Origin of the sequence: Streptomyces sp. CY-1, assembly GCF_047218265.1 — a bacterium.
GTDB lineage: Bacteria > Actinomycetota > Actinomycetes > Streptomycetales > Streptomycetaceae > Streptomyces > Streptomyces niphimycinicus.
In genome coordinates this window covers 3,764,187-3,785,056 of the sequence record NZ_CP178393.1, presented here as the reverse complement: position 1 = coordinate 3,785,056, position 20,870 = coordinate 3,764,187, and the positions used below count along the sequence as shown (strand labels likewise).

Here is a 20,870-nt window from a genome sequence, read left to right as displayed (position 1 = left end):
CCGTAGAGCATGTTTGATTACGAATCGATAACGGTACCTACCTGGTGACAGGTAGTCGGGTCCAGGATGGCCCCGGACGAGGACCGGGCAGGACCCGCACCGGGAGGGGCGAGCGATGGCGGACGCGATCGGCGAGGACGGCACGGCGGAGGCCGTGGAGAAGGCCCTCGGCCTGCTGGATCTGGACACCAAGGCGCGGCTGTTGTCCGGGCAGGACATGTGGAGCCTGCCCGCCGTTCCGGCGATCGGGCTGCGCTCGCTGGTGATGTCGGACGGCCCGATCGGCGTCCGCGGCGTCCACTGGACCGCCGACGACCCCTCCATCGCCCTGCCCAGCCCCACCGCGCTCGCCGCCACCTGGGACCCCGAGCTGGCCCGGCGGGCGGGGCGGCTGCTCGCACAGGAGGCGCGGCGCAAGGGCGTCCATGTGCTGCTCGCGCCCACGGTCAATCTGCACCGCTCCCCGCTGGGCGGGCGGCACTTCGAGGCGTACAGCGAGGATCCGTATCTCACCGGCGAGATCGGCACCGGCTATGTGACGGGTGTGCAGGACGGCGGAGTGGGCACCACCGTCAAGCACTTCGTGGCCAACGACGCCGAGACCGAGCGCTTCACCGTCGACAACGAGATCGGTGCGCGGGCGCTGCGCGAGCTGTATCTCGCCCCCTTCGAAGCCATCGTCAAGAACGCCCGCCCCTGGGGCATCATGGCCGCCTACAACGGGGTCAACGGCTCGACCATGACCGAGCACCGTGAGCTCCAGCAGGGGGTGCTGCGCGCGGAGTGGGGCTTCGACGGCTTCATCGTCTCCGACTGGCTGGCGGCCCGCGACACCGTGCGCGGGCTCAAGGGCGGGCTGGATGTCGCGATGCCCGGCCCGCGGACCGTCTACGGCGAGGCGCTGGCCGCCGCGGTGCGGGACGGCCGGGTGACCGAGGCGGAGCTGGACGAGGCGGTGCGCCGGCTGCTCACCCTGGCCGCCCGGGTCGGCGTGCTGGACGGCGCGGCCCCGGCCGTCGCCCCCGCCGACCGGCCCGGCCCGATCGACGGGGAGGCGCTGGCCCGCGAGATCGCCCGGCGGTCCTTCGTGCTGCTGCGGAACGAGGGCGCGGACGGCCGGGGCGCGGTGCTGCCCCTCGACGCCGGTGCCCCCGGCGGGGTGCGGTCGCTGGCCCTGATCGGGGCGGCGGCGCGCGACGCCCGGGTGCTGGGCGGCGGCTCGGCGGTGGTCTTCCCCGACCATGTGGTCTCACCGCTCGACGGGCTGCGGGCCGCCCTGCCGCCGGAGGCCCGGTTCAACTACGCGGTGGGCGCCGACCCCACCGACGAACTCACCCCCGCCGCCCAGGGGTTCGAGCTGCGGGCCGTGGTCCGGGCCGCCGACGGGCGGGTGCTCGGCGAATCCCGGCTGCCCGGCGGACAGGTGCAGTGGATCAGCGACTTCCCCGAGGGCGTGAGCTACGAGGAGCTGCACACCGTCGAGACGGTCGGCACCTTCACCCCGCGCGAGAGCGGCGCGCACTCCTTCGGCACCCGGGGGCTGGGCGGCCTCCGGCTGGTCGTGGACGGAAAGGTGCTCTTCGAGGGGGAGCAGCTCCCGCCGGACGGCGGCGACCCCTTCGAGGCGTTCATGGGCTCGCCGGTGCCCCGGGGCCAGGTGGAACTGACGGCGGGCGCACCGGTGGAGGTCAGCCTCACCTGTGCGGTGGCCCGCCCCGAGGAGGCCCTTCTCGACGCCGTCTGCTTCAGCCTGCTGCACCGGGCCCCGGAGCGGGACGCGGAGGAGCTGCTCCGGGAGGCCGTCGCCGCGGCCTCGGCGGCCGAGGTGGCCGTGGTGGTGGTCGCCACCACCGAGCGGGTCGAGAGCGAGGGGTTCGACCGCGGGCATCTGCGGCTGCCGGGCCGTCAGGACGAGCTGGTGCGCCGGGTCGCCGCCACCGGCACCCCCACCGTGGTGGTGGTCAACGCGGGCTCGCCCGTCGAGATGGCTTGGCGGGAGGAGGTCGCCGCGGTGCTGCTGAGCTGGTTCCCGGGCCAGGAGGCGGGCGCCGCGCTCGCCGATGTCCTGCTGGGCGCGGAGGAGCCCGGCGGACGGCTGCCCACGACCTGGCCCGAGCGGCTGGAGGACGCCCCGGTCAGCGCGGTGACGCCGAGCGAGGGCCGACTGGTCTACGACGAGGGCGTGTTCATCGGCTACCGCGCGTGGGAGCGGCGGGCGGGGATCGCTCCGGCGTACTGGTTCGGGCATGGCCTCGGCTATACGGACTGGGCCTACGAGGCGATGGACTTCACCCCGGGGGCGGTTAGGGGAGCGCTGGGAACGGTGACGGTACGGGTCCGCAACACCGGGTCCCGGGCGGGGCGCGAGGTCGTGCAGCTCTATCTCACCGTGCCCGAGGGCGACGGCGGGGGCGACGGCGAGGAGCGGCCGGTGCGGCGCCTCGCGGGCTTCGCCTCGGTCACGGCGGGCCCGGGGGAGACGGCGGAGGTGTCCATCCCCGTGCCCCGCCGGGCGGCGGAGATCTGGGACGAGACGGAGGGCGCCTGGCGCCTGATCCCCGGCACCTATGCGGCAGAAGCAGGCCGCAGCGTAGCCGACCGCCGTCTATCGGCCCCGGTCCCGGTGCGAACGACGGCCTGAGCCCGCCCGGCGCGTGCCGCCCCTGCGGCCCGGGGGCCGCGTGGGGCGTACACCCGCCTGCGCCACCCGCCCCGGTGGGGCCACACCACGCCTGAGGCGGTGGGGCCCACCCGGGTTGATGTGGATCCGTGCCCCGGCCGCTGGGACTACCCCCGCCCGGTGTGTGGTGGGGTGCTCCCGGGTGGTTCCGTGGGGCTGTCTTCGTCCGAGGCGGTGGGGCGGCCCGGCGCGTGGTGTGGGTCCGTGTCCCGGCCGTTGGGGCTGGCCTGCCCGGTGTGTGGTGGGGTGCTGCCGGGTGGTTCCGTGGGGCTGTCTTCGTCCGAGGCGGTGGGGCGGCCCGGCGCGTGGTGCGGATCCGTGCCCCGGCCGCTGGGCTACCCCTGCCCGGCGTGCGGCGAGGCTGCTCGCGTCCGCCGGGCCAGTGCACCTCGCCCGGCTCGGTGGGGTGCCCCCTTACCCGGTCGGGCAGACTGCGTGGGGCGTCCCTTCACCCGGTCGGGCAGACCGCGTGGGGCGCCCCCTCACCCGGTCGGGCAGACCGCCCGCGCCCCCGGCCCCGGCCCCCGGCCGGGAGCCGGGGGCCGCGGCTCGGGGTCAGGACGCGGAAGCGGTAATGCGGCGGTACGCCATCTCGGCGAGCTGCTGCTGGCCCGCCTTGCTGGGGTGGAACCAGTCCCACTTGCTGAGCTGGGACGTGGTGAAGCGGTATTCATGCACCGCCGGGTCGTACCGGCACAGCACATCGCGCCCGCAGACGTCCTTCAGCACCTTGTTGTACTCCGTCACCCGGTCCGCCACCCGCTGGCGGCGGTCGTTGGAGGCGGCGTCCAGGTGCTCGGAGTTCTTCAGCATCGACGGGCAGATGCCCAGCTTCCAGATCTGCCTGCCGAAGACGTTCTTCCGCCCCTCCGACCACAGCCGCTTCAGATCCGGCACGCTGGCCACATACACCTGGGTCTTCGGCAGGTCACGGCGGAGCCGGGTGAGCGCCGAGGTGAAGGTGGAGCGGAACTGCTCGGTGGAGGTCATCTCGTCGACCGAGTCCCGGCAGGCGTCATTGGCGCCGATCATCACGGTGATCAGCTTCGGCTTGCGGGCCGCGGCCGCCTCGATCTGGCCGGGGAGATCGGCCACGACCGCGCCGGTCTTGGCGAAATTCCAGCTATGGGTGCCCGAGCGGGCGGAGGTGGCGGGCAGCAGCCGCTGGGCGAGGCTCTGCACATCGGTGCCGGTGGACCAGGACACCTCGGGGCAGTCGGAGAGCACCGAACAGGCGTCGAAGCCACGGGTGATGGAGTCGCCCAGGGAGGCGATCGAGCTGGGCCGGGTGTTCCAGACGACCGTCCGCTTGGCGCCGGGGGTCTTCCCGGCACGGGTCGGACCGTGCCGGGACGGGTCGTCCGAGCTGCCGAAACAGCCCGCCGAACTCAGCACGGCGGCGGTGGTGAACAGCACCACGCCGGCGCGCCCGGCAGTGCGCCCGGCCGTGCGCCGGCCGGTGCGCGAAGTGGTGCGCGGGGTCGGGCGCACGACCGTACGCATGGTCGAGGAAGCGGCCGCCGATCGCTTCCGGCGTGTCGCGCTGACCCGCATGGCTGTTCCCCCTCCGGCTGTTGGGTGATATCTATCCGGACCGACGGTACGTCACTCCTCCGGCTGGCTCGCACGGTACGTTTTTCTTGTGTCCGATGAGCGTCATCCCGGCGACATTGGCGCGCTATGCGGTACCAGCACATTACTCCCCGTCACATCCTGTCCACTTTCTAGAGAATTCTGCACGATAAATTTCACTGAAGGTGACGTCGAGACTGGTGTGGGAGTGATCACTAGGGCAGAATGTGATCCGATGTCCCGGGCGGGACCGGTACGGGCGCGAGGCCGCTGGGGAAGGCGCACCTCGAACCGCACAGGAGGCACCGGTGACGACACGTGGAGTTCTGTATGTGCACTCCGCTCCGCGCGCGCTGTGCCCGCATGTCGAATGGGCCATCGCGGGCGTCCTCGGCGTGCGTGTCACCCTCGACTGGATCAAGCAACCCGCCGCGAACGGCACCTGGCGGGCCGAGTTCTCCTGGCAGGGTGAGGTCGGCACGGCCTCCAAAATGGCGTCCGCACTCCGCGGCTGGCATCTGCTGCGCTTCGAGGTGACCGCCGAGCCCTGCGCCACCGCCGAGGGCGAGCGCTACAGCTCCACCCCCGAGCTGGGCATCTTCCACGCCGTCACCGGAATGCACGGCGACATCCTGATCCCCGAGGACCGGCTGCGCGCCGCCCTCGCCCGTTCCGTCCGCGGCGAGAGCGACCTCGAGGCGGAGATCGCCAAGCTGCTCGGCAAGCCCTGGGACGACGAGCTGGAGCCGTTCCGCTACGCGGGTGAGGGCGCCCCCGTCCGCTGGCTGCACCAGGTCGTCTGAGTGGCTGACGCGCCGCCACCCCTTTGTCCCGGAGCACACTTCAGGTCTTAGCGTGGCGGCATGACCGAACAACTCCCGGCAACGTCCGTCGCGGTCCTCGGCACCGGCATCATGGGCTCCGGCATGGCCCGCAACCTCGCCCGCTCCGGGCTCGACGTCCGTGCGTGGAACCGCACCCGGTCCAAGGCCGAGCCGCTCGGCCAGGACGGCGTACGCGTCACCGACACCCCGGCCGAGGCCGCGGACGGTGCCGATGTCGTTCTGACGATCCTCTACGACGGCGCCGCGGCCCTCGAGACGATGCGGCAGGCCGCCCCCGCGCTGCGCCCCGGGACCGTATGGGCGCAGGCCACCACGGCGGGGCTGGAGGCGATGGAATCGCTCACCGCGTTCGCCCGAGAGAAGGACCTCGTCCTCATCGACTCGCCCGTCCTCGGCACCAAGCAGCCCGCGCGGAGCGGACAGCTTCTGGTGCTGGCCGCGGGCCCACAACCCGTCCGCCCGGTGGTCTGGCCGGTTTTCGACGCCATCGGCAGCCGTACGGTGTGGGTCGGCGACAGCGCGGAGGGCGCCGCCGCCACCCGGCTCAAGCTGGTGCTCAACAGTTGGGTCCTCAATATCACCCACGCCACCGCCGAGGCGGCCGCCCTCGCCAAGGGGCTGGGTGTGGACTTTCAGGGCTTCCTGGACGGGGTGGAGGGCGGACCGCTGGACAACGGCTATATGCGGGTCAAGTCGGGTCAGCTCTTCCGGGGCGACCTCGAACCCAGCTTCGCGACCAGGACCGCCGAGAAGGACGCCCGGCTGATCGTGGAGGCCGGAGAGCGCGCCGGAGTGCGGCTGGACCTGGCGGCCGCGGGCCAGGAGCGGTTCCGCCGCGCCATCGAGGCGGGCCATGGCGACGAGGACATGGTGGCCTCGTACTTCGCCAGCTTCGACGGCGAGGCCCCCTGACATACGAACGGCCCACATACGAACTCCCACACATGAACGGCCCGCCCCCGGCCGGAGCCGGAGGCGGGCCACACCCGCGTATCAGCGCGTCAGACCGCGCGGAAGGCCAGCACCACATTGTGGCCGCCGAAGCCGAACGAGTCGTTCAGCGCCACGATCGGGCCCTCGGCCGGAAGCGCCCGCGCCTCGCCGGTCACGACGTCCGCGTCCGCCTCCGGGTCGAGCGAGCCGATGTTGATCGTCGGCGGGGCCAGCCGGTGGTACAGCGCGAGCACGCTGGCCACCGTCTCCACACCGCCCGCGCCGCCGAGCAGATGGCCCGTCATGGACTTGGTGGCGGAGACCGCCATGTGGTCCACGTCGTTGCCGAACACCTTGCGCAGCGCCTTGATCTCCGCCAGGTCGCCCTGCGGCGTCGAGGTCGCGTGCGCGTTGACGTGCGCGATCTCGGTACCGCTGATGCCGGTGTTCTCCACCAGGTTCTGGAGCGCGTTCCCGATGCCGTTGCCGGACGGCTCCGGCTGGGTGATGTGGTGGGCGTCGGCCGAGATGCCCTGGCCGATGGCCTGCGCGTACACCCGGGCGCCGCGCGCCGCGGCGTGCTCCGCCGACTCCAGGACGATGGCGCCCGAGCCCTCGCCCATCACAAAGCCGTTGCGGTCGACGTCGAAGGGGCGCGAGGCGCCCTGCGGGTCGTCGTTGTTCTTGGACATCGCCATCATGTTGCCGAAGGCGACCATGGGCAGCGGGTGGATGGACGCCTCGGTGCCGCCCGCGACGACCACATCGGCGCGGCCGGTGCGGATCATCTCGATGGCGTAGCCGATGGCCTCGGCGCCGGACGCGCACGCGCTCACCGGAGTGTGCGCGCCCGCACGGGCGCCCAGGTCGATGCTGACGTTCGCCGCCGGGCTGTTGGGCATCAGCATCGGCACGGTGTGCGGGGAGACCTTGCGGACGCCCTTCTCGCGGAGCACGTCGTACTGGTCGAGCAGGGTGGTCACCCCGCCGATGCCGGAGGCCACGACCGCGCCGAGCCGGTCGGGGTCGACCGACGGGTCCTCGCCCGCCCGGGCGGTGAAGCCCGCGTCCGCCCATGCCTCACGGGCCGCGATCAGGGCGAACTGCGCCGACCGGTCGAGCTTGCGGGCCTGCGGGCGAGGGATGATGGTGCCCGGCTCCACCGCGATCTTCGCGGCGATGCGGACCGGCAACTCGGCCGACCATTCCTCCTCCAGGAGGTTCACGCCGGACCGGCCGGCCAGCAGGGCCTCCCAGGTCGTCGAGGCGTCGCCACCCAGCGGCGTCGTGGCACCAACACCGGTGACGACCACGGTGCGATTGGTCGAGTTCACAGGAATTCCTACTCCACGTGTAGAAGGTGCTGGACCCGCCACCGCATGGGTGGCGACAACGGCCTTGAGGGGGCTCAGCCCTGGTGCTTGAGGATGTAGTCGACGGCGTCGCCGACGGTCTTGAGGTTCTTGACGTCGTCGTCCGGGATCTTCACGTCGAAGCGCTCCTCGGCGGCGACGACCACCTCGACCATGGACAGCGAGTCGACGTCCAGGTCGTCGGTGAAGGACTTGTCCAGCAGGACGTCCTCGGTCGGGATACCGGCGATCTCGTTGACGATCTCGGCGAGACCTTCGAGGATCTCTTCCTGAGTGGCGGCCATTGCGGCGCTCCTTCTTCGGTGTGTTGCGGTGGTGGCGCAGCGTCCGACTTCTGCCGAGCTGCGTGGATATGGACTATGGAGCCTAAGGGAGGGTAACGACCGTCGCTGCGTAGACGAGACCCGCTCCGAATCCGATGACGAGCGCGGTGTCGCCGCTCTTCGCCTGCCCCGTCGCCAACAGCCGCTCCATGGCGAGCGGAATGGAGGCGGCCGAGGTGTTGCCGGTGGTCTCCACATCACGGGCGACCGTGACGTGCTCCGGCAGCTTGAGGGTTTTGATCATCGAGTCGATGATCCGCATATTGGCCTGGTGGGGGATGAACGCGTCGAGGTCCTCCGGGGCGACCCCGGCCTCGTCCAGGGCCTGCTGGGCGACCTTCGCCATCTCGTAGACGGCCCAGCGGAAGACCGCCTGGCCCTCCTGGCGCAGCGCCGGGTAGCGCACCTCGGCGGAGTCCTGGTCGCGGTAGACGTCCCAGGGCAGCGTCTGGGTGATGGTGTCGGACTTGTCGCCCTCCGAGCCCCAGACGGTCGGGCCGATCGCGGGCTCCTTGGAGGGGCCGACCACCACGGCGCCGGCGCCGTCGCCGAACAGGAAGGCCGTCGCACGGTCCTCCAGGTCGGTCAGGTCCGAAAGCCGCTCGACGCCGATGACCAGCACATGCTCCGCGCTGCCGTCGGTGATCATGCCCTTGGCGAGGGTCAGCCCGTAGCCGAAGCCGGCACAGCCCGCCGAGATGTCGAAGGCGGCCGGCTTGCCGGTGCCCAGCAGATGCGCGATCTCGGTCGCGATCGCCGGGGTCTGCTTGAAGTGCGAGACCGTCGAGACGATCACGGCGCCGATCTGCTCCGGGCTCAGGCCGGCGTCGGCGATGGCCTTGCCGCCCGCCTCCACGGACATGGCGGCGACCGTCTCATCCGGACCGGCCCAGTGCCGGGTGGCGATGCCCGAGCGGGAACGGATCCACTCGTCGGAGGAGTCGATGTGCTTGAGGATCTCCTCGTTGGGCACCACCCGGGTCGGACGGTAGCCACCGACGCCGAGAATGCGCGCGTACGGGGCGCCCTTACTGGGCTTGATCTTCGCGGTCATGCTTCTCGGAGCTCCTCTTCGGCCGGTGTGGCGAGGGCGGGAATGGCGTGCTCCTCGATCAGCGCACGGGCCGCGTCGAGATCGTCCGGAGTCTTCAGCGCCAGGTTGGTGACGCCCGGCAGCGCACGCTTGGCGATGCCGGTGAGCGTGCCGCCCGGGGCCACCTCGATCAGCGCGGTGGCGCCCAGCTCCTGGAAGGTCTCCATGCACAGGTCCCAGCGCACCGGGTTGGACACCTGGGCGACCATGCGCTCGATCACCCCGGCTCCGGACGCCACGACCCCGCCGTCCCGGTTGGAGACGTAAGCGGTGCGCGGATCGGCCACCGGAACGCCCGCGACCAGGGCCTCGAGGGCGGCGACCGCCGGGGTCATATGCTCGGTGTGGAACGCGCCGGCCACCTTGAGCGGTACGACGCGGCGCACCCCCTCGGGCTTGTCCGCGGCCAGCGCCGCCAACTGCTCGGCGGTGCCCGCTGCCACGATCTGCCCGGCCCCGTTGACGTTCGCCGGGGTCAGCCCGTGCTTGTCGAGATGGGCGACGACCTCGTCCTGCTCACCACCCAGTATGGCGGCCATTCCGGTCTCGGTGCGGCTCGCGGCCTCCGCCATGGCGAGCCCGCGCCTGCGGACCAGCACCATGGCCGCCTCGTCGGTGAGTACGCCCGCGGCCACGGCCGCGGTGATCTCGCCGACGCTGTGGCCCGCGACCGCGCCGATACGGCTCGGCAGCCCCGCGAGACCGGTCGCGCCCTCGATGCCCTCGCCGAACAGCGCGTGGGCGGAGACCAGACCGGCGGCCACCAGCAGCGGCTGGGCCACCGCGGTGTCGCGGATCTCCTCCTCGTCGGCCTTGGTGCCGTAGTGGATGAGGTCCAGCCCGGACACGGCCGACCACCACGTCAGGCGTTCGGTGACGCCGGGCAGGTCGAGCCAGGGGGTGAGGAAGCCGGGCTTTTGAGCGCCCTGGCCGGGAGCGACGAGTACGAGCACTCTCACACTCTCTCTTGTGGATGGTCCGACTCGCCCGTGAGGACAAGGACGAAGAACCGTCAGGGGAATTGTGGAGGTCCAACAAACGGTCAGGGCAATATGTTCGCGTCGGCGAGACGGCCCAGGATCAGGGCTATGCGCAGAGTAAACGCCGACCTGACGTCGGAAGGTGACCATCCGGTGACGTCCGTCACACGTCGTAGCCGGTAGCGGACGGTGTTCGGGTGAACGAAGAGCATCCGGGCCGCCCCCTCCAGACTGCTCGCCTGTTCGAGGTACACACTCAGTGTCTCGAGCAGTGCCGACCCGGCTTCCTCCAGCGGTCTGTAGATCTCCTCCACCAACTGCTCACGGGCAGCGGGGTCCCCGGCCATCGCGCGCTCGGGCAGCAGATCGTCCGCGAGCACCGGACGGGGCGCGTCCGGCCAGGCGGTGCACGCCTTCAGCCCGGCCGCCGCCGCCCCCGCCGAGCGGGTCGCGGCCAGCAGGTCGGAGACCACCGGACCGGCCACCACCGGACCCGGGGCATACGGCCCGATCAGCGCCTTCGCCGCCTGGAGCGGATTGTCCGAACCGCCCGCGACCACCACCAGCCGGTCGCCCAGCACCCCGGTGAGGACTTGCAGCTTGGCGTGGCGGGCGGCCCGCCGGATCGCCTCGACCGTCAGCTCGCTGTCCCCGTCGGGCGCGGTGCCCAGCACCACGCACACATGCTCGGGGGAGTTCCAGCCGAGCGCCGCGGCGCGGGACAGCGCCCCCTCGTCCGCCTCCCCGGACAGCACCGCGTTGACCACCAGCGACTCCAGCCGGGCGTCCCAGGCACCGCGCGCCTCGGCGGCCTGCGCGTACACCTGGGCGGTGGCGAAGGCGATCTCCCGCGCGTACACCAGCAGCGCCTCGCGCAGCACCGACTCATCGCCCGGGGCCGCCACGTCGTCGATCGCCGACTCCATGACCTCGATGGTCGTGCGGACCATCTCCACGGTCTGCCGCAGGGTGATCGCCCGGGTCAGCTCGCGCGGGGCGGTGCCGAACACATCGGTACTGATCGCCTGGGGTGCCTCGGGGTGGCGAAACCATTCGGTGAAGGCCGCGATGCCCGCCTGTGCCACCAGCCCGATCCAGGAGCGGTTCTCGGGCGGCATCGCGCGGTACCACGGCAACTGCTCGTCCATGCGCGCGATGGCGTTGGCGGCGAGCTTCCCGGAGGACTTCTCCAGGCGGCGCAGGGTGGCACTGTGCGGATGCGGGGTGTTCGAGGCTGGTTCAGGCACGAGGACAAGACTGCCTTATCGGATGGTGAGCGCTGGGGGCGGGAGGCTACGCGGGGGTAGGGACGGGGCCGGGGCGGACGGGTCGGGGCGCACTACCGTGGACCGGGTGATGTGGATACAGCGGTCCGGTGCACGGTATCCGGGTGGGGACGGCGCGGGCATCGAGACGCGCCACGCCTTTTCCTTCTCTGGGTACTACGACCCCGGCAACGTGCGGTTCGGGTCCCTCGTCGCCTGCAACGAGGAGCGGCTCGCCCCCGGTGCGGGCTTCGCCGAGCATCCGCACCGCGATATGGAGATCGTCACCTGGGTCGTCGAGGGCGAGCTCACCCACGAGGACTCCACCGGTGCGCGGACCGTGGTGCGCCCCGGCGATGTGCAGCGGCTCAGCGCCGGAAGCGGAGTGCGTCACACCGAGCGCAACGCGGGCGCGGAACCGCTCACCTTTGTCCAGATGTGGCTGGTGCCGGGCCCGGGCGCCGCGACGGAGCCCGGGTACGAGGTGGTACGCGGCATCGCCGACGGCACCCCGTACGCACTGGAGCGCACCGAGGCGGTGCTGCATGTGCGGCGGCTGGCGGACGGCGAGCGCACCGCGCTGCCGGACGCGCCGTGGGTGTACGCACACGCGGTGCGCGGCGCGGCGCGGATCGAGGGGGAGGGACTCGGACCCGGCGACGCGGCCCGGATCACGGGTGCCGAGGGTCTGGAGGCACGCGCCGAGGGCCCCGCCGAGCTGCTGATCTGGGAGCTGCGCGCGGAGCCGGTCTACGGCTGAGGGGCTTACGGCCGAGGGGTCCTACGCGGTCAGCTCGGTCAGGACCGCGTCGGTGAGCGTCGGCCAGACCTCGACCGCCCAGGGGCCGAAGGCCCGGTCGGTCAGGGTGACGCAGGCGGCGCGGGCGTCCGGGTCGACCCACAGGAACGTCCCGGACTGGCCGAAGTGTCCGAAGGTGCGGGGCGAGGAGGTGGCGCCGGTCCAGTGCGGCGACTTGCCGTCGCGTATCTCGAAGCCGAGTCCCCAGTCGTTGGGCCGCTGATGTCCGTAGCCGGGCAGCACACCCGTGAGACCCGGGTGGACCACGGAGGTGGCCTCGGCCAGCGTCTCGGCCGCCAGCAGCCGCGGGGCCTGGAGCTCCGCCGCGAAGCGCACCAGGTCGTCCACGGTCGAGACGCCGTCCTTGGCGGGCGAGCCGGTCAGCTCGGTGGCGGTCATGCCGAGCGGCTCCAGCACCGCCTGGCGCAGATACTCCGGGAACGGGATGTCCGTGGCCTTGGCGATGTGATCGCCCAGCACCTCGAACCCGGCGTTGGAGTAGAGCCGGCGATTGCCCGGCGCGGCGACCGAGCGGTGCTCGTCGAAGGCGAGCCCGGAGGTGTGCGCCAGCAGATGGCGCACCGTGGAGCCCTCGGGGCCGGCCGGTTCGTCCAGCTCCACCGCGCCCTCCTCGACGGCGAGCAGCGCGGCGTAGGCGGCGAGCGGCTTGGTGACCGAGGCGAGGGGGAAGCGATGGCCGGTCGGGCCGTACGATCCGGCCAGGGTGCCGTCCGCGCGTACGACGGCGGCCGCCGCCGTCGGGACCGGCCAGTTCTCGATCATCCGCAGGCTCTCCATGCCCCAGAGCCTAGTGGCGGGGGCCGCGCGGACTCACGGCACCCAAGGTTCCGCCAAATCTTCCCTTGCTTGGAGTGCACTCCAAGTCAATAGCGTTGAAGACGTCGATGAGGCGTGCGGCTCTGCGACCTGCGAGAGGTGAATCGGCATGACCCTGATGGAGAGCGCCCCGGTGAAGGTACGCACCTGTGCGGGGCGGGGCGGGCGCCCCCGGCCCAGCGGGCGGGACGGCTACACGATCAGTGAGGTGGTCGCCCATACCGGGCTGACGGCGCACACCCTGCGCTGGTACGAGCGGATCGGGCTGATGCCGCATGTGGACCGTACGCACACCGGCCAGCGCCGCTTCACCAACCGCGACCTGGACTGGCTCGACCTCGTCGGCAAGCTGCGGCTGACCGGGATGCCGGTCGCGGACATGGTCCGCTACGCCGAGCTGGTGCGCGAGGGCGAGCACACCTTCGCCGAGCGTGAGGAGCTGCTGACCACGCACCGCGCGAATGTGCGGGAGCGGATCGCCGAGCTCCAGAGCACGCTCGAAGTCCTCGACTACAAGATCGATGTCTACGCTGACGCCCGACGGGCGTCGGAGAGGTTTGACCCCGTATGAGCAACAGCACCAATCAGACCATCGCGACCGTCGGCCTGGGGACCGGCGGACCGGAGGTCGGCGTCCAGGGCCTGGGCTGCATGGGTATGAGCTGGGCCTATGGACCGACCCATGACGAGGCGGAGGCACGGGCCACGCTGGAGCGGGCCCTGGAGCTGGGCGTCACGCTCTTCGACACCGCCGATGCCTACGGCTCCGGGCGGAACGAGGAGTTCATCTCCCCCTTCGTCCGGGCCCACCGGGACCGGATCACCCTGGCCACCAAGTTCGCCATCGAGCGCGACGAGAGCGATCCGTTCGGCAACCAGCGGATCCGCAACGACCGCCCGTACCTCCGCCGGGCCATCGAGGGCAGCCTGCGGCGGCTGGCGGTCGACCATGTCGACCTGTACTACATGCACCGGCGCAACCCCGAGGTGCCGCTGGAGGAGAGCGTCGGCGCCATGGCCGAGCTGGTGGCCGAGGGGAAGGTCAAGCACCTCGGGCTGAGCGAGGTCACGGCCAAGGAGCTGCGCGCGGCGCACGCGGTGCATCCGATCGCGGCGGTGCAGTCGGAGTGGTCGCTGTTCAGCCGCGATGTGGAGGACGGCGGAGCGAACAGCGTCGCCGCCACCGCCGCCGAGCTGGGCGTCGCCCTCGTCCCGTACTCGCCGCTCGGCCGCGGCTTCCTCACCGGCTCCTTCGTCCAGGCCGAGCAGGAGCTGGGCGAGGGCGACTTCCGCCGCCGGCAGCCCCGCTTCACCGGCGACAACGCGGCCGTCAACGCCGCGCTGCTGGAGCCGATCCGCAAGATCGCCAAGGCGCGCGGGGCCACGCTCGCCCAGATCGCGCTGGCCTGGGCGCAGCAGCGGGCCCAGGTCCACGGGCTCGCCGTGGTGCCGATCCCCGGCACCCGCACCCGCGCCCGGATCGAGCAGAACACCGGCGCGACCCGGATCGAGCTGAGCGCGGACGAGCTGGCCGCGCTGGAGCCGATCGCCGGACAGGTGGCGGGCGCCCGCTACGCCGATATGAGCGCGACGAGCGCGGGCCGGGAGTAGCTGCGCTCGGCTCAGCGGCGCGGGTTCGGCGGCAGCCACCGCCGGCGTGGTCGTCACACACCGAGTGACGACCACGGCGGCGGGGCGTCGCGGCACGTCTGGTGGGTCCGGCGCGTCGCAGCACCCCGGCGGGTCGCGCGCGTCGCCTCGCCCGAGCCCCCGTCCGGGCGGTCCGGTGCGAAGAAAACGGTCCGGTGCGAAGGTACGGGTACAGCGCGGTCCCCGCGCGATGGCCGCGGTCAGATGAGGCCGTGGCGGCAGTCCGGCCCCGTGCCCGGACTGCCGCCGTCCTCCTCGGCGCATTGCACATCGTCGAAGTCCCCGAGCGCGATCCGCGAGAAGTTGCGCAGCGAGTCGGTCCCCGGCGCGAAGTAGCCGGTGTGGCCATGGGCGCTCTCGGAGGAGACCACCCGGGCCCCGAAGGACGGATCGGTCGGGTCCTCGCCATGGCCAAGGCCCAGGAAGTCATAGCCGGTCACCCGCCGGATCCAGTCGGTGCGGTCCCGCGCCGCCCAGACCCGGGCCCCGGTGCGCAAGCCGTCGGCGCTGTCCGCGCGCATCCCCGGGCTGCCCAGCACCACCAGGTCGGAGACGCGGGCGCGGTCCATCGCGGAGGCGGCGAGACCGCAGACCACCGAGCCGTAGCTGTGGCAGAAGACGGCGGGCGGGGCGTCGGCGGTGGCCGCGGTGGTCACGGCGAGCCCCGCGAGGAACCGGTCCAGGCGGGGCGCGCCCGCCTTGGCCAGCCGGCTGGTGGCGGCGTCCGGGCCCAGCCCGGCCGGGGTCGTATAGCCGACCCAGGCGATGACGGCGGTCGGGGTGGCGGGCGCGTCCTCGGCCATCCGCGCCCGCAGCGACCGCGCCATCCCGGCCGGGGCGCCGTACGGGTCGCCCGTGCGGTCGAAGGCGTCCAGGTCGATGTCCGAGCCCGGCACGATCACGGCGGTGCGCCGGGCCCTCGCCAAGTCCCCGTACACCTCCGCCACTTGGCCGCGCCCCCGCGGATCGAAGGCGAGGATCCGGCGGCCGGGTGCGAGCAGCGCCGCGTATCGCTCGGCGAGCGCGCTCGCGGGGTCGGCCTTCCGCTCCTTGTGCCAGGCGGCCCGGATCGCCCGGGAGTTGGCCTCGTACCGCAGGCTCGGCGGTGCGCCGTCCAGATTGCCGACCACGTCGGGATGCCGGATGACCAGCGCCTTCCGCTGGACGTCGGTGAGCCGGTCGAAGAACCGGGCGATCTCGGCGGGCGAGGTGGCCGCCGGATCGGGCAGTTCGCGCCCGGCCCCGCCCAGCGAATGGTCCGCCAGCCAGGCGGCGGTGCCGGGCGGCGGGCCGGTGATGGCCTGCTCCTCGTGGGCCACGGTCCAGCCTGCCGTCCCCGCCATGACGGTGATGGTGAGCGCCGCGGTGATCAGGCGTCGTGCGTAGTGCCTGGTGCGTAGCGTCTGGGACATGGCCGGGGCTTCCCCTCTTCCCTCAGCGGTTTCGTCGGTGAACGGAGGGAAAGGTAGAGAGCCGTCGGGTGGCGGTACGTCACACCCCGGTGCCAAGTGGGATGTCATACCCCAGTAGGGGGTTGAGCGATATCGGCTGGTCCGGACAGCGAGAAGCCCCTGCCGTCCGGATGTGGGGAATGGAACGACAGGGGCGAGAGGGGATTGACGGGTAGCTCGTGGCTACTGCCAGGTGAGGCGCTGTCCATCGGATTCCACGTGCAGCCTCAGCCGCTCGGCGGGCGGCCTGTCGGCATGGTGCCACTGCCTGATCTGGTCGCTGATGGAGTCCCACAGGCGGGCTGGGCCGCCCTGGCGGACCATCCATCGCCCGTCGTCCTCGAACACGGCTGCCCACGCTCCGGCCTCCACGTCGATGATGACGTGTTCGTCTCGGCCGTTGCGGGACAGCGTGAAGCGCTGGGCCTGTGGCGCCGCGAACTGCGCGACGAACCGCACTGTCCAGTCGTCCAGTACGTCACCGCCGATGTCCGTCGGCATGGCTTCCCCCGAGTCGAGATCCGGCAGTGTTCCCAGAGCCGGAGGAGTGTGGGGCCGCGCGAGCATGAATGAGACTTTTCCGCCAAGAACAGGGCCACTTGCTGTTCCGTCTTCCGCCACGGTCAGGCGTACCAGCTCAGACGCGTTCATCCACCCGCAGACAGTCACGAGGATCTCGCCTCCTACGCGGGTCTGAGTGATCCACTCCGAGGGGACTGTGTGCACTCCACATGTCGCGATCACGCGGTCATAGGGGGCGCTGTCCTCATGACCGGACAATCCGTTACCGACAATCAAGTCAGGCCAGTAACCGAGTCCACCCAGGGCCATACCAGCGTGAGCGGAAATATCCGCGTCCACCTCAACTGACGTCACATTATCCCCACCGGCCACATGCGAAAGAAGCGCCGTTGAGTAACCCGTTCCAGTGCCGATTTCGAGTACACGGGTGCCCTCATCTACGTGCAGCTCTTCGAGCATGCGGACCACGAGACTCGGGAGGGTGGAAGACGAGGAGGGGCGGTGCGAGATACGGCCCTCGATTTGACGCGGGGTCACCGACTCCGCAACCTGGGTGGTCAGCGTGTCATCCTCGTAGACGCGGCGTAGCCGTTCGGGATTGTCGGCGAGAAACACGGGGCGGTACCAGCCCTCGTTTTCGTATTCGAACCACCCATCAGATAGAAATGCTTCGCGGGGAACAGCCATCATGGCGGCTTCCCATTCCGAACTTCGCAATGCTCCGGATTCGGTAAGTTGCCGCGCGAGAGCCGCCCGCAGCCTCTCAGAGGAAAAGTCGTCGGTCATGCGTTACTCTCTCCGTTCTCCAACAGATCGGCGATAGCTGCCGTGATGGGAAGTCCCGCCGCATCTTCGAGCCACGCCCATTGTCCATTCGGGTTGCATTCGAGAAACCACCATGTGCCGTCTGTGGTTACCGCGAAATCGAATGCTCCGAAGCTGAGCCCGAAACGAGCGAGGAACCGAACCAGTGTGCGCCGCATGCCGTCCGGGCACCGGATCGGTTCGTACGTAAGGTTCCGGTATTCGGCGCGCCAGTCGAGCACGCCAGGCGGGGCGGTAATCTGTGCGCAGAAAACCTGTTCACCAACAACAACCGCCCGTACATCGAAATCCTTGGGAACCTGAGCCTGAAACAGATGCGCGCAATGGCGTACCGCGTTGTCTACCTCGTCGGGATCAACGGATGATGCCCAAATACCGGCAGGCTCACCCTCAATGTCGTAGGCACCTGCGTGCATCGGTTTATAGATAGTGGGTTGCTCCGAGGCAAACGACTTTGCCTCGGCTGGATCACTTGTTATGAGAGTGGTGGGAACGCTGAACCCCACTTTCATTGCTGCTGCAAGTTGTGCGGGCTTGTACTCGGCTCGAGCGATGGCTTGGGGATGGCTGAGGTAAAGGCAGCCAGGAAGGGAGGACAGAACTCCGCCGAGTCCACGTCGGTTTTCCTGAGCCATAAAGCGCGCTGTTTGATCGTCTCGATTCGGTGTGTAACTGCTCGGGCGCCGATGGTACAGCGAGCGAATGCTTCCCAGCTCTGCCGTCCGCTCGCCAACGCGGAGTTGCCCGCCCCAACCGTCCGGACTCAACCGGGCTGTAAGAACGCAGGAGTCAGGGAAATCGCGACCGGGATCGAATCGTAGGACGGGCGCCCGGCGCCGGTTTAACTCCGTGATGACCAAATCTGCAGTGGGGTCCTCATATTCGGTGGCGACCAGCACCGGGTACCCGTTCATCTCTTACGACTGCCCTTCGTCCTGCTCGGCGTCGTGGCCGGTGTCAGAGTCCATCTTGCCGTCTTTGGACACCTGTGTGGGCGGGTAGGTGTTGACGGACGTCCCGTGTTTGCCGAGTTCCACAGGAGTCGGCATGCCGTCACCACCCACCCATCGGCCCGTCTGTGTTCGCGGGTCGATTCCCACATACCGCCACGGGGAACGCTCCCCATTCTGCAGCGGAGCCATGCGGCTAATGCCCCACGGAATCGGCGCTGCCGACTCCGCCCTGACAGAGTTACTGGCCAATGTCCCTCCAAGATCGTTGGTGCTGGTACTTGGAGCCCATCCCACCACAACAGCGGGAGAGCTTCGTCTCCCTTCGGCCAGTGTGCATATGCCGAGAGGAGGAACCCCGCACCGGTGTCGTCGATTGAAGACGTGGGCCGGAGCGGGGAGTCGCTCGGTGTGTACGCGTCTTCCCTGCTGCCTCTAATCCGACCAGGGAGTCGCAATCGCCATATTTGAAGGGCGACTGACCAGATCACGGCAACACATCTCGATGGGATACAAGCCGTTCAGTGCGCGGCACAGCGACGCGTGATGTAACTCCGCCTCAGCCAGTGTCAGCTCCAACTGGTAGAGGGCTCTGCCCAAACCAGGCCGTGAGAGCCAGAGTTTCAGTGCCACGCCCTTTTCTGTGCGGACAAAGCGCTCTGCGGGATCGAACTCAATTCCATACGAGTCATAGTCTGGAATCTCCATCTCTTGCTCCTCGCGCACTTCCTTCATCACCTAGGCTTGTAAATCTGCTCTTGACAGTTCGGGCAGTGCGTCGCCCCCGGCGGAAATGGGCCCTCATGCAGGCACGTCTTCGGTTCCTCGGACGGCTTCGGGGGCTCAGGGGGCTTCAACTTCCTCACTGCCCGCCCCCTTTCGAATAGCGGCGGTGATTCGACGTGCGTCGTCAGCCTTAAGGCGGGCAACCTCAAGCCACGCCGAGCGACGGTTGGGCGAGAAAATCCAGATATCCAGATTCACGCCAATACCAGCCATAGCCTCGCGAAAATCCTTCATGGCCTGCGTCGCATCGCTCACCCGATCGTCACTCACCCGACCACACCCCCCGTGTGCGGGCGCACCACACGACGCACGCGAGCGCACCCGCCCACCATGGGTGCGTCCGGGGGCATGGGCACCAACGGGCGCGTTGGTGCCACCGGAGGCATGGGCACCGAGTTGGGCACCCGGGGCAACACCAGTGTGGGCCGGTCCAACGGCCGATACGGGGGCAGCGAATCGCCGCACCGATGCCTACCGCGACCACGCCGTAACGGGCCGCGTACCGCCTTCCAAAGCCTTGAGATACGTTGGCTCACGCCAGCGCTCCCTTCCGAGCCTGGCCACGCCCCCGGACCGCTCGCAGCGCGGTTGCGGGGGTCCTTCGTGGCTGTCCAGTTGTCGACTTCGCCCCGTAGTGGGGCGTGTCGACACTTGCGCTGAACATCGGTTGAGTCCATCCCACGGTCCTATAGGGCAGCCCTATATTTGAGACATGGGAGACGATCCCGGGGCCCTCTGGTCCCATCCGCAACTAGCGGCAGCCGTCCTCAGCGAAGATTGGGGCGCTGTCTTTCGCGCGTATCGGAAGCTCACCGGCCTCAGCCAATCGAGGCTCGGGGAACGCGTCGGGCTGGTCCAGCCTGACGTGTCGGATATCGAACGCGGGCGTCGTCAGGTGACCTCCGTAGAGGTTCGACAACGCATCGTGGAGGGGCTGGGCATACCCTCCCGTCTCCAAACGGCAGCCGCCACCACCAGCAGAGCCCCCGTCGCGAGCCTGACGCTATCCGGCCCCGCTCCCGACGAAGACCTATTGGCTCGTGTGACGAGCGTGGTTGACTCCGCTCACCGCGTGGACGCTCCCACCCTGGATTGGCTTGATGGGTTGCTTGCCACACACCGCCGAGCCGAAGACCGAATTGGGGCCCGGCCGCTTGTCGACGTGATGCGCCAGCAACTCCGCACGGTCGTCGACATGTACTCAGGCGCACGCGGCCCCCTCGTCAACCGTGTGGTCCGGCTGGCTTCCGAACACGCGCAATTCCTGGCATGGATGGCACAGGATCAGGCAGAGACAGCCGCTGCTCTCGCCTGGTACGACCGCTCACACGAATGGGCGTTGGAAGCTGGAGACGCCAATATGGCCGCCACGACGCTCAGCATGAAGGCGCACATGGCGTGGTCAGGCGGGCGCGGCGGCCGGTGCGTACGACTCGCTGAGGCTGCCCGCTGGTCGGCCCCGGGCACATCGCTGGGTGTGCAAGGTATGGCCGCTCAGATGGCTGCAAGGGGGTACGCCCTCGACGGTGAGGCTGACAGCGCCCGCCGCATGCTGGATGAGGCACAGGGGCTCATTAGCCAGGCGTCCGAGCATCCCGAGGATGAGCCCGTGTGGATGTACTTCTACGACGAAACATGGTTCACCCTGCAACGCGGCATGGCGGCTATGCATCTGCGTGACTGGCGAACTGCCGTCGAACACATCACGGTTGGGCTCGACGCGTTGCCAGACGAGTACCGCCGTGACAAGACCTGGTATCGCTCCTGTCTCGCACATGCGCTTGCTGAGATGGGTGAGTCAACTCAAGCCGCCTCTGTGGCTATGGCGAGCATCCCCGACGCTGCCGCTGTCGGCCGCCCACATTCGTGGAACGAGTTGCACGCCATGGCCGCTGTGCTGCTGCGCCGAGGGGCGAAAGAGAGTCAACAGACCATCGCAATGCTTCGCGAGTACGACTGAAGAATGGCCAGTTCCACGAACGGCTA

20 protein-coding genes are annotated in these 20,870 nt (G+C 70.0%); 7 read left to right on the top strand and 13 right to left on the bottom strand.

The window, feature by feature from the left end:
- Nucleotides 1–115: 115 nt before the first annotated feature.
- On the top strand, nt 116–2,641 hold the full coding sequence (locus ACK1X7_RS16440; protein WP_413115246.1) for a glycoside hydrolase family 3 protein: 2,526 nt from the start codon (nt 116–118) through the stop codon (nt 2,639–2,641).
- Nucleotides 2,642–3,235: 594 nt separating this feature from the next.
- On the opposite strand, the gene ACK1X7_RS16435 is transcribed toward ACK1X7_RS16440, so the two are convergent.
- A complete protein-coding gene (locus ACK1X7_RS16435) occupies nt 3,236–4,234 on the bottom strand; it encodes an SGNH/GDSL hydrolase family protein (protein WP_385143697.1) in 999 nt (332 codons plus the stop codon).
- A gap of 326 nt (nt 4,235–4,560) precedes the next feature.
- Here ACK1X7_RS16435 and ACK1X7_RS16430 point away from each other — a divergent pair, with 326 nt between their 5' ends.
- The gene (locus ACK1X7_RS16430; protein ID WP_059147850.1) at nt 4,561–5,055 is read left to right on the top strand and encodes a DUF3145 domain-containing protein; all 495 of its coding nucleotides are present in this window, start codon (nt 4,561–4,563) and stop codon (nt 5,053–5,055) included.
- A 60-nt stretch (nt 5,056–5,115) separates the two neighbouring features.
- Nucleotides 5,116–6,009, top strand: coding sequence for an NAD(P)-dependent oxidoreductase (locus tag ACK1X7_RS16425; protein ID WP_385143699.1), 894 nt, complete (start codon nt 5,116–5,118; stop codon nt 6,007–6,009).
- Nucleotides 6,010–6,098: 89 nt separating this feature from the next.
- On the opposite strand, the gene ACK1X7_RS16420 is transcribed toward ACK1X7_RS16425, so the two are convergent.
- From ACK1X7_RS16420 to ACK1X7_RS16400, 5 genes are all read right to left on the bottom strand, one after another.
- Nucleotides 6,099–7,364 (bottom strand): beta-ketoacyl-[acyl-carrier-protein] synthase family protein, encoded by a 1,266-nt coding sequence (locus ACK1X7_RS16420; protein ID WP_385143701.1) that lies wholly within the window; start codon nt 7,362–7,364, stop codon nt 6,099–6,101.
- Between the two features lie 74 nt (nt 7,365–7,438).
- Nucleotides 7,439–7,687 carry an acyl carrier protein gene (locus ACK1X7_RS16415; protein ID WP_020871568.1) on the bottom strand — a complete coding sequence of 83 codons (249 nt, stop codon included), beginning with the start codon at nt 7,685–7,687 and terminating at the stop codon, nt 7,439–7,441.
- Between the two features lie 82 nt (nt 7,688–7,769).
- Nucleotides 7,770–8,780 (bottom strand): ketoacyl-ACP synthase III, encoded by a 1,011-nt coding sequence (locus ACK1X7_RS16410; RefSeq protein ID WP_390794781.1) that lies wholly within the window; start codon nt 8,778–8,780, stop codon nt 7,770–7,772.
- On the bottom strand, nt 8,777–9,772 hold the full coding sequence (locus tag ACK1X7_RS16405; RefSeq protein ID WP_385143711.1) for an ACP S-malonyltransferase: 996 nt from the start codon (nt 9,770–9,772) through the stop codon (nt 8,777–8,779). The genes ACK1X7_RS16410 and ACK1X7_RS16405 overlap by 4 nt, the downstream gene beginning before the upstream one ends.
- An 89-nt stretch (nt 9,773–9,861) precedes the next feature.
- A complete protein-coding gene (locus ACK1X7_RS16400; protein ID WP_020871571.1) occupies nt 9,862–11,046 on the bottom strand; it encodes a PucR family transcriptional regulator in 1,185 nt (394 codons plus the stop codon).
- Between the two features lie 109 nt (nt 11,047–11,155).
- Here ACK1X7_RS16400 and ACK1X7_RS16395 point away from each other — a divergent pair, with 109 nt between their 5' ends.
- A complete protein-coding gene (locus ACK1X7_RS16395; protein ID WP_385143713.1) occupies nt 11,156–11,824 on the top strand; it encodes a pirin family protein in 669 nt (222 codons plus the stop codon).
- A gap of 21 nt (nt 11,825–11,845) precedes the next feature.
- Here the strand turns inward: ACK1X7_RS16395 and ACK1X7_RS16390 are convergent, their stop codons facing one another.
- Nucleotides 11,846–12,661, bottom strand: a complete 816-nt coding sequence (locus ACK1X7_RS16390; protein ID WP_413115245.1) for a serine hydrolase domain-containing protein — start codon at nt 12,659–12,661, stop codon at nt 11,846–11,848.
- Nucleotides 12,662–12,809: 148 nt separating this feature from the next.
- On the opposite strand from ACK1X7_RS16390, the gene ACK1X7_RS16385 reads away from it, so the two are divergent.
- On the top strand, nt 12,810–13,271 hold the full coding sequence (locus ACK1X7_RS16385) for a MerR family transcriptional regulator (RefSeq protein WP_398160164.1): 462 nt from the start codon (nt 12,810–12,812) through the stop codon (nt 13,269–13,271).
- Complete coding sequence (locus ACK1X7_RS16380; protein WP_390794782.1) at nt 13,268–14,311, top strand: aldo/keto reductase; 1,044 nt, start codon at nt 13,268–13,270, stop codon at nt 14,309–14,311. The genes ACK1X7_RS16385 and ACK1X7_RS16380 overlap by 4 nt, the downstream gene beginning before the upstream one ends.
- Before the next feature lie 239 nt (nt 14,312–14,550).
- On the opposite strand, the gene ACK1X7_RS16375 is transcribed toward ACK1X7_RS16380, so the two are convergent.
- From ACK1X7_RS16375 to ACK1X7_RS16350, 6 genes are all read right to left on the bottom strand, one after another.
- Complete coding sequence (locus ACK1X7_RS16375; RefSeq protein ID WP_413115244.1) at nt 14,551–15,762, bottom strand: alpha/beta hydrolase; 1,212 nt, start codon at nt 15,760–15,762, stop codon at nt 14,551–14,553.
- Nucleotides 15,763–15,984: 222 nt separating this feature from the next.
- Nucleotides 15,985–17,109: an ATP-grasp peptide maturase system methyltransferase gene (tgmC, locus tag ACK1X7_RS16370; RefSeq protein WP_390794784.1), complete on the bottom strand. Its 1,125-nt coding sequence runs from the start codon at nt 17,107–17,109 to the stop codon at nt 15,985–15,987.
- The gene (gene tgmB, locus ACK1X7_RS16365; RefSeq protein ID WP_413115243.1) at nt 17,106–18,062 is read right to left on the bottom strand and encodes an ATP-grasp ribosomal peptide maturase; all 957 of its coding nucleotides are present in this window, start codon (nt 18,060–18,062) and stop codon (nt 17,106–17,108) included. Before tgmB ends, tgmC begins: the two co-directional genes overlap by 4 nt.
- Before the next feature lie 3 nt (nt 18,063–18,065).
- The gene (gene tgmA, locus ACK1X7_RS16360) at nt 18,066–18,395 is read right to left on the bottom strand and encodes a putative ATP-grasp-modified RiPP (RefSeq protein WP_413115242.1); all 330 of its coding nucleotides are present in this window, start codon (nt 18,393–18,395) and stop codon (nt 18,066–18,068) included.
- A 138-nt stretch (nt 18,396–18,533) separates the two neighbouring features.
- The gene (locus ACK1X7_RS16355) at nt 18,534–18,833 is read right to left on the bottom strand and encodes a hypothetical protein (protein ID WP_390794787.1); all 300 of its coding nucleotides are present in this window, start codon (nt 18,831–18,833) and stop codon (nt 18,534–18,536) included.
- A gap of 108 nt (nt 18,834–18,941) precedes the next feature.
- The gene (locus tag ACK1X7_RS16350) at nt 18,942–19,154 is read right to left on the bottom strand and encodes a hypothetical protein (protein WP_390794788.1); all 213 of its coding nucleotides are present in this window, start codon (nt 19,152–19,154) and stop codon (nt 18,942–18,944) included.
- Nucleotides 19,155–19,596: 442 nt separating this feature from the next.
- Between ACK1X7_RS16350 and ACK1X7_RS16345 the strand changes: the two genes are divergently transcribed.
- A complete protein-coding gene (locus ACK1X7_RS16345) occupies nt 19,597–20,844 on the top strand; it encodes a helix-turn-helix domain-containing protein (protein ID WP_390794789.1) in 1,248 nt (415 codons plus the stop codon).
- The last annotated feature ends 26 nt before the right edge of the window (nt 20,845–20,870 follow it).

Coding starts and splice junctions, on each gene's coding strand:
- ACK1X7_RS16375 (WP_413115244.1), bottom strand. CDS start 15,762: ATGTCCCAGACGCTACGCACCAGGCACTACGCACGACGCCTGATCACC.
- ACK1X7_RS16385 (WP_398160164.1), top strand. CDS start 12,810: ATGACCCTGATGGAGAGCGCCCCGGTGAAGGTACGCACCTGTGCGGGG.
- ACK1X7_RS16435 (WP_385143697.1), bottom strand. CDS start 4,234: ATGCGGGTCAGCGCGACACGCCGGAAGCGATCGGCGGCCGCTTCCTCG.
- ACK1X7_RS16425 (WP_385143699.1), top strand. CDS start 5,116: ATGACCGAACAACTCCCGGCAACGTCCGTCGCGGTCCTCGGCACCGGC.
- ACK1X7_RS16415 (WP_020871568.1), bottom strand. CDS start 7,687: ATGGCCGCCACTCAGGAAGAGATCCTCGAAGGTCTCGCCGAGATCGTC.
- ACK1X7_RS16380 (WP_390794782.1), top strand. CDS start 13,268: ATGAGCAACAGCACCAATCAGACCATCGCGACCGTCGGCCTGGGGACC.
- ACK1X7_RS16390 (WP_413115245.1), bottom strand. CDS start 12,661: ATGGAGAGCCTGCGGATGATCGAGAACTGGCCGGTCCCGACGGCGGCG.
- tgmB (WP_413115243.1), bottom strand. CDS start 18,062: ATGAACGGGTACCCGGTGCTGGTCGCCACCGAATATGAGGACCCCACT.
- ACK1X7_RS16355 (WP_390794787.1), bottom strand. CDS start 18,833: ATGAAGGAAGTGCGCGAGGAGCAAGAGATGGAGATTCCAGACTATGAC.
- ACK1X7_RS16440 (WP_413115246.1), top strand. CDS start 116: ATGGCGGACGCGATCGGCGAGGACGGCACGGCGGAGGCCGTGGAGAAG.
- ACK1X7_RS16395 (WP_385143713.1), top strand. CDS start 11,156: ATGTGGATACAGCGGTCCGGTGCACGGTATCCGGGTGGGGACGGCGCG.
- ACK1X7_RS16345 (WP_390794789.1), top strand. CDS start 19,597: ATGGGAGACGATCCCGGGGCCCTCTGGTCCCATCCGCAACTAGCGGCA.
- ACK1X7_RS16410 (WP_390794781.1), bottom strand. CDS start 8,780: ATGACCGCGAAGATCAAGCCCAGTAAGGGCGCCCCGTACGCGCGCATT.
- tgmC (WP_390794784.1), bottom strand. CDS start 17,109: ATGACCGACGACTTTTCCTCTGAGAGGCTGCGGGCGGCTCTCGCGCGG.